Raw genomic sequence first — 12,948 nt, 5'->3', positions numbered from 1 at the left:
TGAAGGAAAAGCAGGCAGGGGCAGGCTGGGTGGGGGGCGTGCGCCCTATCGCATTCGCTTGCTCATCGGAAAACTCCCTCGCGAACCGTGCTTGCCGCAGACCTCGCTGCCTACGGCCCGGTCATCACCCGGGGCACCCCGCCGACGGTTGGAGGGTTGCCGGACAGCGGGCCGGGGCCTTGATCGCTGTCACTCGTGACCTGATCGGAGACTATGCCATGCCGGTCGCCCGGTGAACACCGGCTGTCCGGATGCCGAGATCTCCGTCTCGGGGCGTTCTTGACAGCCCGCCGAGGTTGGCCGATATTTGCCGCATGCCAGCCCTGCCGCTTTTGACGTCGCGCCGACACGTGGATCTGCTCCGCGTCGCCTCGGCGTCCTGTGCCGGCTGCTGATCTCCCCCTCCTCTCCCCGGTGGTGAGCGCCGGCCCCGAGCCGCCGCGCCCGTAACCGGCCCCCGTTCCACGGGACTTCCGCGCCCCGCGCCCAGCCCGCCCCTGCCCGGGGGCGTGCCGTGCCGCGGTGCGCCGCCTCGCCCGCTCTCCCTTCCGTGCGCCCCGCGCACCCGTGTCCACCCGCCGCCGCGCCGTGCCCGAACGCGCGCCGCCGGCCGGGGGATTCGTCCTGAAAGGAACCCCTCCGTGGCCACCACGCCCACGCCAGGACGGCGCAGCAGCCGTCGCATACCCCGCCCCGCCCACGCCACCGCGCTGCTCGCCGCGCTCGCCGTCACCCTCACCGCCTGCGGCACCGGCGAGAGCGGCACCGGCGGCTCCGGCGACGGCCCGGGCGGCGGCGCCTCCGGCGACCCGGTGGCCGGCGGCACCCTGCGGTACGCCTTCGCCAACACCATCGACTGCGTCGACCCGCGCCAGCGCCCCCAGCTCACCTCCCGCAACGTCGGCCGCCAGCTCGGCGACCAGCTCACCGAACAGGACCCGGAGACCAAGGAGATCAAGCCCTGGCTCGCCACCTCCTGGGAGATCAGTGACGACGTCAGCCAGTTCACCTTCCACCTGCGCGAGGACGTCACCTTCTCCGACGGCGCCCCCTTCGACGCCGAGGCGGTGAAGGCCAACTTCGACGCCATCGTGGACCTCGGCGCCCGCGCCCCGCAGGCCGGCAGCTTCCTCGCCGGCTACGAGGGCTCCACCGTCCTGGACACCCACACCGTGCGCGTCGACTTCGACGGCCCCAACGCCCAGTTCCTCCAGACCACCGCCACCGCCTCCTTCGTCCAGCTCTCCCCGGCCTCCCTCGGCAACGACCCCGCCGACCTGTGCCTGGGCGACTTCGCCGCCTCGGGGCCGTTCACCCTCGGCTCCTTCACCCCCGAGAAGTCCGTCGAACTCATCAAGCGCGAAGACTACGCCTGGGCCTCCCCGATCGCCGCGAACCAGGGCCCCGCCTACGTCGACCGGATCGTCCTCGAAGTCGTCCCCGAGGGCGGCGTCCGCTACGGCTCGGTCACCAGCGACCAGATCGACCTCGCCGACGGCATCCCCTTCACCAACCAGGCCGAGCTTGCCAACCTCCCCGGCTACGGCCTGGCCACCGGCGCCTCGCCCGGCATCGCCATCCCGTACATCCCGCTCGCCTCCAGCCCCGAACTCCAGGACCCGGACGTACGCCGCGCGCTGAGCCTGGGCATCGACCGGCAGGCCATCGTCGACGCCATCTTCCAGGGCACCCAGCAGCCGGCCACCGGCGTGCTCACCGCCGCCACCCCCGGCTGGACCGACCAGTCCGCGGAGATCCGGCACGACCCCGAGGCCGCCATCGCGCTCCTGGAGGGCGCCGGCTACGACCGGGTCGGCGCCGACGGCATCCGCGAGAACGCCGACGGCGACCGGCTCTCCCTCACCATCACCTACCAGTCCGGCAGCACCGACGCCGAGGCACAGCACCAGCTGGTGCAGCAGGAGTGGAAGGAGATCGGCGTCGAACTCGTCCTCGACCCGGTGGCCACCCTCCCGGACGTGCCGATCGACGAGTTCCCCGGCGACCTGACCACCTGGAGCCAGGGCCGCGCCGACGTGGACGTCATCCGCCTCGTCTACGGCTCCTCCCACCCCGAGATGAGCATGCTGTACAACCACCCGGACGCGGAACTCGACGCCCTCCTGGACTCCCTCCAGTCCACCGTCGACCCGGACGAGCGGCAGGCCATCGGCGAGGCGGCCCAGCAGCGCATCATCGAGCAGGGCTACACCATCCCCGTCTACGACCGGTTCTGGTCCTACGGCTACGGCCCCTCCGTCGGCGGCTTCCGCGCCGACATCGAGGGCAAGCCGCTGCTGAACGAGGTGTGGATCGCGTCGTGAGGCGCTACGTCCTGGTCCGGCTCGCCAACGGACTGATCGTCCTGTGGGCGGCGCTGAGCCTGTCCTTCCTGGTGCTGCATCTCGTCCCCGGCGACCCGGTGTCGATCATGCTGCGCTCCGCCGGCGGCGGCGACCCGGTGGGGGTCGACCGGGCCCAGGCCGACGCGCTCCGCGCCGAGCTGGGCCTGGACCGTCCGCTGTACGCCCAGTACGCGGACTTCGTCTCCCGCGCGCTGACCCTGGACTTCGGTACCTCCTTCGGTACCGGGGACGAGGTCGCCGCCATGCTGGGGCGCGCCCTGCCCTCCACCCTGGAGCTGGCCACCGCGTCCCTGCTGCTCACCGCCGTCCTGGGGGTGGCCGCCGCGCTGGCGGCCACCCTGGCCCCCTGGGCGCCGCTGCGCAACGCGGTGCTCTCCGGCACCGTCGCCGGGATCTCGCTGCCCAGCTTCTGGACCGCGATCCTGCTGATCCAGGTGTTCTCCTTCGGCCTGGGCTGGTTCCCGGCGTACGGCGACAGCGACACCTCCCGGCTGGTGCTGCCCGCCATCGCGCTCGCCCTGCCCAGCGCGGGCGTACTGGCCCAGCTGCTCGCCAAGGGGCTGCGGATGGCGCTGGCCGAACCGTATGTGCGCACCGCCCGCGCCAAGGGGGCCGGGCGGCTGCGCACCGTGTGGACGCACGCCTTCCGCAACGCCTCGATCCCGGCGCTGACCATGCTCGGCATGATGATCGGCAACATCCTGGCCGGCGCCATCATCACCGAGACGGTCTTCGCCCGCGCCGGCATCGGCCGGCTGACCGCCGACGCCATCGCGGACCAGGACTTCCCCGTCATCCGGGCGATCATCTTCCTGGCCGGCGCCCTGTACGTCGTGGTCAACCTCGCCGTCGATCTCATCTACCCCAAGGTCGATCCGCGGATCGTCCTCCAGCCCGCCTGATGTCCGCCGACATCGACCGGAGTTCCCCGATGACGCTCACCACCGAGCAGGACCCGCGGCAACCGGGCCGGCCGCCCGCACCCCCCGCACCGGCGGCCCCCGCCGACCCGGGACAGGAACAGACGCACGGCCGCGCCGCCCGGCTGCGTGCCGCGCTCGGCACCCTCGCCGCTCACCCCGGGCTGCTCCTCGCCGTCCTCTACCTGGCGCTGATCCTGGCCTGGACGCTCGCCCCCTCGCTGTTCGCCGGCACCGACCCGCTGCGCACCGACCCGGCCGCCTCCCTCACCCCGCCCGGCGCCGACCACTGGTTCGGCACCGACAACCTCGGCCGCGACCTGTACACCCGCGTGGTGCACGGCACCCGCACCTCGCTCACCGCCGCCCTGATCGCCGTCTCGCTCTCCCTGCTGGCCGGCACCGTCCTCGGCGTGCTCTCCGGCTACCTCGGCGGCTGGGTCGACCAGACCCTGATGCGGTGCGTGGAAGTCCTCATCGTCATCCCGGGACTGCTGCTCTCCCTCGCCGTCGTCTCCATCCTCGGCTTCGGCGTCACCAACGTCGCGATCGCCGTGGGCATCTCGGGCATCCCGGCGTTCGCCCGGGTGATCCGCGCCGAGGTGCTGCGCATCAGATCCAGCGTGTACTTCCGGGCCGCCGTCACCAGCGGCACCCGCACCCCGGTGATCCTGCTGCGCCACGTCCTGCCCAACGCCTCCCAGCCGGTGCTCGTGCTGGCCGCCCTGGAGATCGGCGGCGCCGTGCTGTCCGTCTCCGCGCTCAGCTTCCTGGGGTACGGGGCCGCGCCGCCCGCGCCGGAACTGGGCGCCATGGTCTCCCAGGGCCGCGACTACATCTCCACCGCCTGGTGGCTGACCACCTTCCCCGGCCTGGCCATCGCGCTGATCGTGCTGTGCGCGAACCGCATCGGACGGGCCCTCGAAAGGACCGGAGTGCGCTGATGACCACCGACGCACCGCAGCCCCTGCTCTCCGTCCGCGACCTGCACGTCGCCTTCCGCTCCCGCCGCTCCACCGTGCGGGCGGTGCGCGGCGTGAACCTCGACCTGGCGCCCGGCCGCACCCTGGCCCTGGTGGGGGAGTCCGGCTCTGGCAAGTCGACCACCGGGCTCGCCGTCCTCGGCCTCCTGCCACCCGGCGCCCAGGTGACCGGCGGCCACGTCACCCTGGCCGGACGCGACCTCACCGCCCTGCGCGAGCGCGCCTGGCGCACCGTACGCGGCCGGGAGATCGGCTTCGTCCCGCAGGACCCGATGGTCTCGCTCAACCCCGTGCGGCGGGTGGGCCACCAGGTCGCCGAGGTGCTGCTGATCCACGGCCTCGCCGAGGACAGAAAGGCCGCCCACGCCCGGGCCGTCGACCTGCTGGCCGACGCCGGACTGCCCGAACCCGCCGAGGTGGCACGCACGTTGCCGCACGAGCTGTCCGGCGGGATGTGCCAGCGGGTCCTCATCGCCATCGCGCTCGCCGGCCGGCCCAAGCTGCTCATCGCGGACGAGCCGACCAGCGCGCTGGACGTCACCGTGCAGCGCCGCATCCTCGACCACCTGGAGACCGTCACCGAGCAGCACGGCACCGCGCTGCTCCTCATCACCCACGATCTGTCGGTGGCCGCCGACCGCGCCGACGAGATCGCCGTCATGTCGCGCGGCGAGATCGTCGAACGCGGCCCCGGACACCGCGTGCTGACCGCGCCCGCCCACCCCTACACGCGCGAACTCGTCGCCGCCGTCCCCGACATGACGGCCGCACCCGCCGCCCCCGCCCCGGCGGGACCGCCCCTGCTTGAGGTGCGCGGCCTGCGCCGCTCCTTCGACGGCGGCCGGACCGCCGCCGTCGACGGCGTCGGCTTCACCCTCGCCGCCGGCGGCTCGCTCGGCATCGTCGGCGAATCCGGCTCCGGCAAATCCACCACGGCGCAGCTGGTGCTGCGCCTGGACCGCCCGGACGCCGGCACCATCACCTTCGACGGCCACGACCTGGGCTCGCTCGGCCCGGCCGCGCTGCGCCGGCTGCGCCGCGACATCCAGCCGGTCTTCCAGGACCCGTACGGCTCGCTCGACCCGCGTTTCACCGTCGCCCAGTCCATCGCCGAGCCGCTGCGCGCCTACCGCACCACCGGGCGGCGCGGCCGGCAGCGGCGGGTGGCCGAACTGCTGGACCTGGTACGGCTGCCCGCCACCGCCGCCGGCCGCCGCCCCGCCGAACTCTCCGGCGGCCAGCGGCAGCGCGTCTCCATCGCCCGCGCGCTGGCGCTCACCCCGCGGCTGCTCGTTTTGGACGAACCGGTCTCGGCCCTGGACGTCTCGGTGCAGGCGAGCGTGCTCGACCTGCTGGCCGAACTGCGGGCCGGCTTCGGCCTGAGCTATCTCTTCATCTCCCACGACCTGGCCGTGGTGCGGCAGGTCTGCGACCGGGTGGCGGTGATGCGCCGGGGCCGCATCGTGGAGACCGGCCCGGTGGCCCGGGTCTTCGACCACCCCGGACACCCGTACACCCAGGAACTGCTGTCCGCCATCCCCGGCCGCCGCGCCCGCACGCCCCAGCCGGGGTGACCCGCTTCTCCGGACAGCACACCCAGGGCGTGCCGGCGAGCCTGCCCGGCACGGCGTACGTCTGCCGCCCGCCGCGCCCGCCCACCCGCAGGCCGCCCGGGCCCGGCGGCCCGGGCGGCCGGACCGCTCAGAACCCGTGCGACAGCCAGGGCGCCACCGGCGAACCGAACGCCGTGGCCGCCGCCCCCAGCGCCCCCGGACGCAGCTCCCGCACCCGCCCGGCCGCCGCCAGCGCGCTCAGCGACACCCCGCCCAGATACGCCGCCCCCACCTCGTTCACCGTCAGCGCCAGCTCGGCCGGGTCCGCCGTCCGCTCGCACACCGCGCCCTCCGGCCCGCCCGACAGCCGCCACCGGCCCTCGTTCCAGGGGCAGAAGGCGTCGGTGACCTCCAGCACCACCTCCACGTCCGTGGCGTACCGCCGCGCCGCCAGCGCGGGCCCCACCTCCACCGGCCGCAGATACAGCCCGTCCCGCACCCGCAGATCGCACCGGCGCACGTCCGACAGCAGCTGCGTGAACGGTTCGTCCACCGGCCGTCTGGCCAGGGCGACGGTCGACATCAGGTCGATGTCCAGCAGATACCGCAGCAACGCCGCGTACCCGGCCGGCTCCGTCGCCTGGAGGTCCCGGACCTGTACGGTGCCGTCCGGGCCGCTCGGCTGCCACGACGGGCGGGTCAGGTAGCGGGCGTAGCCCAGCAGTTCACCGTCCCGCTCCGCCAGCACGCACAACTGCGGCGCGGCACCGGCCCGTACGTCCGGCGCAACCCACAGCGCCGCCCGTTCCCAGCCGGGGCGGCGCGCCAGCATCCCGGGCCGGAGCGGCACCTGGCGGGCGTACAACTCCTCGCACGCGTCCAGCACATCGGCCGGATCCGCCACCCGGATCTCCACCTCGTCGATACCGGGTGGCGCCGAAAGCCGCACATCGCGCGTCTCGATCTCGGCCGACAGCTCCCAGGTCGCGGTACCGTAGCCGAAGCGGCCGTAGATCGAGGGTTCGGAGGCCGTCAGCACCGCCAGGGGCTCCCCGGCGGCCCGCACATCGTCCAGTTGCTGCCGCATCATCCGCCGCAGGATGCCCCGCCGCCGGTGCGTGGGCGCCACTCCCACCATCGTCAGCCCACCGGCGGGCACCACCGCGCCGCCCGGTACCGAAAGGCCCAACGAGAAGGTGCCCGCCGTTCCCACGACCCGGTCGCCGTCCCACACCCCGATCGACCGCTCCGTCTCGGTCAGCGAACGCCACAGCGCGCGCTCCTCGTCCGAGCCGAACGCACCACCGAACGCCCAGCTCACGGTGGAGAACCAGGTCTCCCAGTCCGCTTCGTCCAGAACACGCAGCTCTATCGTCATAACTCCATCCCTATCAACCTCCTTTCCGACGAGGCGAAGAGATTTCCGCCTCACCGCCCCTCCGCACGCAGGTACGGAAGCGTGGGAGGTTCGACGCACCCCCGAATGGGTGGATAAGGTCCCAGGACATGGCACGCGGCAGTGACAACGCACCCCCGGCGAACCCGAGACTCCGGGCGCACAAGGCTTACCACCGCCTGCGCACCTCCGTCCGCCGCGCCGCCGTCGACTCCTTCCGGGGCGGCGGCTCGGACTCCGCGGCGCTCACCGTGCTGCTGTGCTCCGTGCCCCTGCTCGCCGCGGGCACCCTCATCAGCTCCGAATGGTGCCCGCCCGAAGCGCTCGCCCTCCCGCTCGTCGCGGGCGGACTGCTGCTGCGCCCCGCCAGCCTGCTCGGCCTCTACGGCGTCGCCGCCACCGCGCTCGTCGCCGAGACCGCCCTCATAGACAACAGCCGCGCCAACATCGACCCGGTCACCCCCGGCACCATCCTGGTGGTCGCCGCAGTGGCCCTGGCCGGGCTGCTGATCGCCCAGTTCCGCAGCCGCGTCGGCGTCCCCTGGCGGCGCGGCGGCACCATGCTCTTCGACCTGCGCGAACGCATTCGCGCCCAGAGCGCCCTGCCGAAGCTGCCCGCCGGCTGGTACCACGACATGGCGCTGCGCCCGGCCGGCGGCCAGTCCTTCTCCGGCGACTTCGTGGTCGCCGCCCGCACCGGACCCGGCGGGCGCACCCTGGAGGCGGTCATCACCGACGTCTCCGGCAAGGGCATGGACGCGGCCTCCCGCTCCCTGCTGCTCTCCGGCGCGTTCGGCGGCCTCCTCGGCTCGCTCCCGCCGCACTCCTTCCTCCCCGCCGCCAACGGCTATCTGCTGCGGCAGGACTGGGACGAGGGCTTCGCCACCTCCATCCACCTGGTGCTCGACCTGGACACCGGCGACTACGAACTGCTCTCGGCCGGCCACGTGCCCGGCCTCCAGCTGAACGCCGGAACCGGCCGCTGGACCGAGGTCGCCGCCGAGGGACCGCTGCTCGGCGTGTACGAGGGCGCCGAGTTCCATCCGGCCAAGGGCACCCTGCGGCGCGGCGACGTCCTCATGCTCTTCACCGACGGACTGGTGGAACGCCCGGCCCGCGACCTCTCCGAAGGCGTCGACCGGCTCACCGGCGAGGCCGACCGCTACGTACCGACCGGCTTCCGGGGCGCGGCCTGGCATCTCATCGAGGCCGTGGCCAAGGACGTCAACGACGACCGCGCCCTGCTCCTCATCAGCCGAGAGTAATCGGACGGTCACCCGGGAGAGTGATCATGGAGCGCGGCGGGGGCGCCGCCCGCCCGGCCGCCCCCGGCCCGCCACGACAGCCGGGACGGCACCCGGCCGGCCCGCGCGCCCTGCGCCGAACGGCCCGCACCCGCGGGCGGCGGGCGGATGCGGACCGGCGGCCGGTGAACTTGGCTCGACACCATGAGCATCCGTGCGCGCACCCAGCGTTCCGATCCCCGTACGCTGCGCCGGGCCCTGGCCGGCAGCCTGCTCGGTGCCGTGGTGATAGCGGGACCCTGGACGGTGCCGGCCGCCGCCAGCAGCGACCCGGCCGCGCCGTCCCCCGCGGACACCCACGACACCTACGGCCCGGTCGCCTTCGGCGCCGCGTACGGGCCCCCGGCCAGGACCTCGCGCGCCGCACCGCGCTCCGCGGCGCCGCGCGAGGACCCCCCGGTCATCGGGGACGTGGCCACCGTCTTCGCCCGCGCCTCGGCGGCCACCGGAGCGCAGGCCGAGATCTGGACCATGCCGGTCACCGGCTTCCCCATCAGCGCGCACTGGGGCATCCCCGGCGGCTGGGCGGCCGGCCGGCACACCGGGACCGACTTCGCCGTCCCCGTCGGCACCCCCGTTCAGGCGGCCGGGCCCGGCACCGTGATCTTCGCGGGCGACTGGGGCGACTACGGCAAGGCGGTGCTGATCGAGATGACCGACGGGTACTACACGCTCTACGCCCATCTGTCGGAGATCCACGTCAAGGACGGGCAGGTGGTCAACGGCGGAGAGCGGGCCGGTCTGTCCGGGAACACCGGCCGCAGCACCGGGCCGCATCTGCACTTCGAGGTGCGCACCTCACGGGCGTACGGCAGCGACGTGGACCCGCTGGCCTATCTCGCCTCGCACGGCGTCGCCACCGGCTGAACACACCGGGAGGGGCGGCCCCGTACGGGACCACCCCTCCCCGGGTGCGGCGGGACGCGGCGGCGCTACTTCCCGGCCGGTACCTTCGCGGCCGGCGCCGTGGCGGTGGAGGCCGGGTCGTCCTTCTTGAAGGCCCAGCCCAGCGGCGGCTCGACCACCCACCGGAAGAGCTTCTGCACCGGCGTGGTGCACAGCAGCGTCACGAAGGCGACACCGATCAGGGTGATGGCCACGTACCCGGCGGGGGTGTTCACCCAGTCCAGGTCGTACCAGCCCCACCAGCGGGAGCCCTTGATCAGGAAGCCGTGCAGCAGATAGCCGTAGATGGAGCCGGCGCCCAGCGCCGTGAACCACATGTGGCGGCCGGGCACGAAGGCCAGGAAGCAGCCGGTGAGGACCAGGCCGCAGCCGAACAGCGCCAGCGACATGATCACGCCGTAGTCCCAGGTGAAGCCGAGACCCTGCGCGCTGTGGCTGCGGTAGAACCAGTGGTAGTCCATCCGCGGCGCCACCCAGTACGCGAAGAGCAGGGCGACCGGGCCGATCACCGCCGCCGCGATCCTGGTCTCGCGCCGTACCAGCCAGGTGAAGTGCTCGCGCCGCAGCAGCATCCCGAGCACGAAGAACGGCAGGAACTGCAACACCCGCATGATGTTGAAGTCGTTGCCCAGGTCGGGGGAGACCGTCGCGATCGCGGCCACGGCCAGCGAGACCGGCAGCGGCCAGCGCAGCGCCCGCCACAGCGGGGCGGACAGCCGCCAGCAGAACAGCGCGATCAGGAACCACGTCAGGTAGTACGGGTCGAGCAGGCTGAACGGCTCGAACAGCGGCTTGTCGGTGTTGTTCACCCAGCGGTCGAAGAGGGTGTACCCGACCACGAAGATCAGGTAGGGCACCAGCACGCCGGAGATCAGCCGCCCTATCTGGGCGGGTTTACCGGTGAAGCTGCGGGAGAAGTATCCGGCCAGCATGATGAACGCCGGCATGTGGAAGGCGTAGACGAACATGTAGAGCGCGGTGGCCGCCCGGGAGTCGGGCATGAGGGGGGCCCAGACGTGCCCCATGGCCACCAGCACGATCGCCAGGTACTTGGCGTTGTCGAAATACGGATCGCGGGGCTTGCCCTTCGGCGGGCCGTCCGTGGCCTCCGGTGGGGGATCAGCCGTCCGCGCCCGTGCTGTGGGCAGGCTGGCTCGTGGATTACGGACGCGCAACATTGACGGCACGATAGCGCCTCACGGTGGGTACTGTCCGGCAGGGGGGTGTGTGAACAAGTCAACTGCCGGGTCGCCTACCCCATCAACCCCCATGGCTCACCCGGTTGATGGCACGATAGGGGCCCAGCGGGGGTAGGACAGCCGTGGTCAAGCTCTCGCTGGAGCGCAGGCGTACCGTCCGAAGGTGATGTGATCAGTCGTGGTTATCTCGTTCTCCCTGACGCTGCTGCTGGGTGTCGTGCTGTTCTTTCTCGCCCGCAGCGGCAACATCAAATGGGGGCCGGCCATCGTGGCCATCCTCTTCGGCTTCTCACTCGCCTCCACCGGCGCGGCGGACCCGATACGGGACTTCCTGGAGTCGATCTCGAACTCCGTCAGCTCCGTGGACGATTCCATCAATTCGAGCGGTCCCTGACAATGCCGCGGCCCGGCCCCCGAGGGAGCCGGGCCCGGTGTGACGGAGCGGGCGACGGGAATCGAACCCGCGTAGCTGGTTTGGAAGACCAGGGCTCTACCATTGAGCTACGCCCGCCTGCCGGGGATCACCGGGCTGTTGCGCCACCGCGACGATCACCGTGCGGACAGCATCGTACCAGCGCCGCGCCGCCCGGAGGCGGGGGAGCCGGGGGGCGAGCGGGCCTGTACGCTACGTGTCGCGTCATGAGCGACCACGGGGTGTGGCGCAGCTTGGTAGCGCGTCCGCTTTGGGAGCGGAAGGCCGTCGGTTCGAATCCGGCCACCCCGACCACGTACTATGAAGAGATCGTGCGCCTGTGGCGTGCCCGGGGACCGGGTACCGGGTACCAGCGGTCAGACCGGCACCCATAAGCTCGGTCGTACAGCATCACAGCAGCACCGCATTTCCTCCCAGAAGTCAGCCCCAAGGAGACCGACCGTGAAGAGCGCCGTGGAGACCCTGAACCCCACCCGGGTTCGGCTCACTGTCGAGGTGCCCTTCGAGGAGCTCAAGCCCAGCCTCGACGCGGCGTACCGGAAGATCAACCAGCAGGTCACGGTGCCCGGATTCCGCAAGGGCAAGATCCCGGCCCGCATCATCGACCAGCGTTTCGGCCGTGGCGCCGTGCTGGAGGAGGCCGTCAACGACGCGCTGCCGAAGTTCTACAGCGAGGCCGTCTCCGAGGGCGAGCTGAACCCGCTGGGTCAGCCCGAGGTGGACATCACCGAGCTGAAGGACAACGAGCTGCTGACCTTCACCGCCGAGGTGGACGTCCGCCCCGAGATCACCATCCCCGACTACACCGGGATCGAGGTCACCGTCGAGGCCGCCGAGGTCACCGACGAGGACGTGACCGAGGCCGTCGACCAGCTCCGTGAGCGCTTCGCCTCCACCTCCGTCGTCGAGCGCGCCGCCGCCGAGGGCGACGTCGTCAAGCTCGACCTGGAGGCCAAGGTCGACGGCGAGGTGCTGGAGGACGGCGTCGCCGAGGGCGTCGACTACACCATCGGCTCGGGTCAGCTGCTCGACGGCATCGACGAGGCCGTCACCGGCCTGGAGGCCGACGGCACCGCCACCTTCACCAGCACCCTCAAGGGCGGCTCGGCGGCCGGCCGCGAGGCCGAGGTCACCGTCAAGGTGATCTCCGTCTCCGCCCGCGAGCTGCCGGAGCTGGACGACGAGTTCGCCCAGCTGGCGAGCGAGTTCGACACCCTGGAGGAGCTGCGCGCGGACAGCCGCCGCCGGCTCGCCGACCAGAAGAAGTACCAGCAGGCCACCGAGGCCCAGGAGAAGGTCCTCGACGCGCTCCTGGAGCTGGTCGAGGTCCCGATGCCGGAGAAGCTGCTCCAGGACGAGGTCGAGACCCGCAAGCACAACCTGGAGCACCACCAGCTCGGCCAGCTCGGGATGGACCTGGACGCGTACCTGAAGCTCCAGGACAAGACCACCGAGGAGTTCGAGGCCGAGCTCAAGGAGCAGGCCGAGAAGGGCATCCGCACCCAGTTCGTGCTGGACCAGATCGCCAAGACGGAGAACCTCACCGTCAGCCAGGAGGAACTGACCGAGCACCTGGTGCGCCGGGCGCAGTCCTCGGGCATGTCCCCCGACCAGTTCGCGCAGGCCGTCGTCGAGGGCGGCCAGGTGCCGATGCTCGTCGGCGAGGTCAGCCGCGGCAAGGCGCTGGCCACCGTCGTGGAAGCCGTCAAGGTGACCGACACCAACGGTGAGCCCGTCCACCTGGACGACGAGGACGAGGACGCCGCCGGGACCACCGAGGCCGCCGCCGAGGTCGTCGAGGAGACCAGCACCGAGGGCGCCGCCGCGGAGGCCGGCGACAAGGCCGAGAAGGCCGACAAGGACTGATCTCCCCCCGCGCGGGCGAGCG

The 12,948-nt window shown here is 72.4% G+C and carries 11 protein-coding genes, 2 tRNA genes and 1 riboswitch; of the genes, 10 read left to right on the top strand and 3 right to left on the bottom strand.

What is annotated here, in order from left to right; genetic code table 11:
* Nucleotides 1-82 precede the first annotated feature (82 nt).
* A riboswitch (SAM riboswitch) is annotated at nucleotides 83-201 on the bottom strand.
* Nucleotides 202-251: 50 nt separating this feature from the next.
* The 5 genes from BM385_RS28395 to BM385_RS18120 all read left to right on the top strand — a co-directional run bounded on the left by BM385_RS28395 (nucleotide 252) and on the right by BM385_RS18120 (nucleotide 5,843).
* Nucleotides 252-395 (top strand): putative leader peptide, encoded by a 144-nt coding sequence (locus tag BM385_RS28395; protein ID WP_354341114.1) that lies wholly within the window; start codon nucleotides 252-254, stop codon nucleotides 393-395.
* 246 nt (nucleotides 396-641) lie between these two features.
* On the top strand, nucleotides 642-2,324 hold the full coding sequence (locus tag BM385_RS18135; protein ID WP_093843690.1) for an ABC transporter substrate-binding protein: 1,683 nt from the start codon (nucleotides 642-644) through the stop codon (nucleotides 2,322-2,324).
* Entirely contained in the window at nucleotides 2,321-3,268 is a 948-nt protein-coding gene (locus BM385_RS18130) for an ABC transporter permease (protein WP_019432835.1), read from the top strand. The genes BM385_RS18135 and BM385_RS18130 overlap by 4 nt, the downstream gene beginning before the upstream one ends.
* Complete coding sequence (locus BM385_RS18125; RefSeq protein ID WP_093843689.1) at nucleotides 3,268-4,230, top strand: ABC transporter permease; 963 nt, start codon at nucleotides 3,268-3,270, stop codon at nucleotides 4,228-4,230. Before BM385_RS18130 ends, BM385_RS18125 begins: the two co-directional genes overlap by 1 nt.
* A complete protein-coding gene (locus tag BM385_RS18120; protein WP_093843688.1) occupies nucleotides 4,230-5,843 on the top strand; it encodes a dipeptide ABC transporter ATP-binding protein in 1,614 nt (537 codons plus the stop codon). The genes BM385_RS18125 and BM385_RS18120 overlap by 1 nt, the downstream gene beginning before the upstream one ends.
* A 127-nt stretch (nucleotides 5,844-5,970) precedes the next feature.
* On the opposite strand, the gene BM385_RS18115 is transcribed toward BM385_RS18120, so the two are convergent.
* Nucleotides 5,971-7,200, bottom strand: a complete 1,230-nt coding sequence (locus BM385_RS18115) for a GNAT family N-acetyltransferase (protein WP_093843687.1) — start codon at nucleotides 7,198-7,200, stop codon at nucleotides 5,971-5,973.
* 128 nt (nucleotides 7,201-7,328) lie between these two features.
* Here BM385_RS18115 and BM385_RS18110 point away from each other — a divergent pair, with 128 nt between their 5' ends.
* Together BM385_RS18110 and BM385_RS27875 are read left to right on the top strand one after the other, a co-directional pair.
* Complete coding sequence (locus BM385_RS18110; RefSeq protein ID WP_019432839.1) at nucleotides 7,329-8,483, top strand: PP2C family protein-serine/threonine phosphatase; 1,155 nt, start codon at nucleotides 7,329-7,331, stop codon at nucleotides 8,481-8,483.
* A gap of 183 nt (nucleotides 8,484-8,666) precedes the next feature.
* A complete protein-coding gene (locus tag BM385_RS27875) occupies nucleotides 8,667-9,389 on the top strand; it encodes a M23 family metallopeptidase (protein ID WP_093843686.1) in 723 nt (240 codons plus the stop codon).
* Nucleotides 9,390-9,454: 65 nt separating this feature from the next.
* Here the strand turns inward: BM385_RS27875 and BM385_RS18100 are convergent, their stop codons facing one another.
* Nucleotides 9,455-10,606 carry an acyltransferase family protein gene (locus tag BM385_RS18100; RefSeq protein WP_051131070.1) on the bottom strand — a complete coding sequence of 384 codons (1,152 nt, stop codon included), beginning with the start codon at nucleotides 10,604-10,606 and terminating at the stop codon, nucleotides 9,455-9,457.
* Between the two features lie 199 nt (nucleotides 10,607-10,805).
* On the opposite strand from BM385_RS18100, the gene BM385_RS18095 reads away from it, so the two are divergent.
* On the top strand, nucleotides 10,806-11,021 hold the full coding sequence (locus tag BM385_RS18095; RefSeq protein ID WP_019432842.1) for a hypothetical protein: 216 nt from the start codon (nucleotides 10,806-10,808) through the stop codon (nucleotides 11,019-11,021).
* A 46-nt stretch (nucleotides 11,022-11,067) separates the two neighbouring features.
* Here the strand turns inward: BM385_RS18095 and BM385_RS18090 are convergent.
* Nucleotides 11,068-11,138, bottom strand: a tRNA-Gly gene (locus BM385_RS18090).
* 139 nt (nucleotides 11,139-11,277) lie between these two features.
* Here BM385_RS18090 and BM385_RS18085 point away from each other — a divergent pair.
* A tRNA-Pro gene (locus tag BM385_RS18085) sits at nucleotides 11,278-11,354 on the top strand.
* A 147-nt stretch (nucleotides 11,355-11,501) separates the two neighbouring features.
* Nucleotides 11,502-12,926, top strand: coding sequence for a trigger factor (tig, locus tag BM385_RS18080; RefSeq protein WP_093843685.1), 1,425 nt, complete (start codon nucleotides 11,502-11,504; stop codon nucleotides 12,924-12,926).
* The last annotated feature ends 22 nt before the right edge of the window (nucleotides 12,927-12,948 follow it).

Source organism: Streptomyces harbinensis (genome assembly GCF_900116145.1).
Lineage (GTDB): Bacteria > Actinomycetota > Actinomycetes > Streptomycetales > Streptomycetaceae > Streptomyces > Streptomyces carpaticus.
This window is presented reverse-complemented; position numbering and strand designations above follow the sequence as displayed.

Bases quoted from the DNA above. Each gene is read 5' to 3' on its own strand.
- BM385_RS28395 (WP_354341114.1), top strand. From the start codon at position 252: ATGCCGAGATCTCCGTCTCGGGGCGTTCTTGACAGCCCGCCGAGGTTG.
- BM385_RS18125 (WP_093843689.1), top strand. From the start codon at position 3,268: ATGTCCGCCGACATCGACCGGAGTTCCCCGATGACGCTCACCACCGAG.
- BM385_RS18120 (WP_093843688.1), top strand. From the start codon at position 4,230: ATGACCACCGACGCACCGCAGCCCCTGCTCTCCGTCCGCGACCTGCAC.
- BM385_RS18115 (WP_093843687.1), bottom strand. From the start codon at position 7,200: ATGACGATAGAGCTGCGTGTTCTGGACGAAGCGGACTGGGAGACCTGG.
- BM385_RS18110 (WP_019432839.1), top strand. From the start codon at position 7,329: ATGGCACGCGGCAGTGACAACGCACCCCCGGCGAACCCGAGACTCCGG.
- BM385_RS27875 (WP_093843686.1), top strand. From the start codon at position 8,667: ATGAGCATCCGTGCGCGCACCCAGCGTTCCGATCCCCGTACGCTGCGC.
- BM385_RS18100 (WP_051131070.1), bottom strand. From the start codon at position 10,606: ATGTTGCGCGTCCGTAATCCACGAGCCAGCCTGCCCACAGCACGGGCG.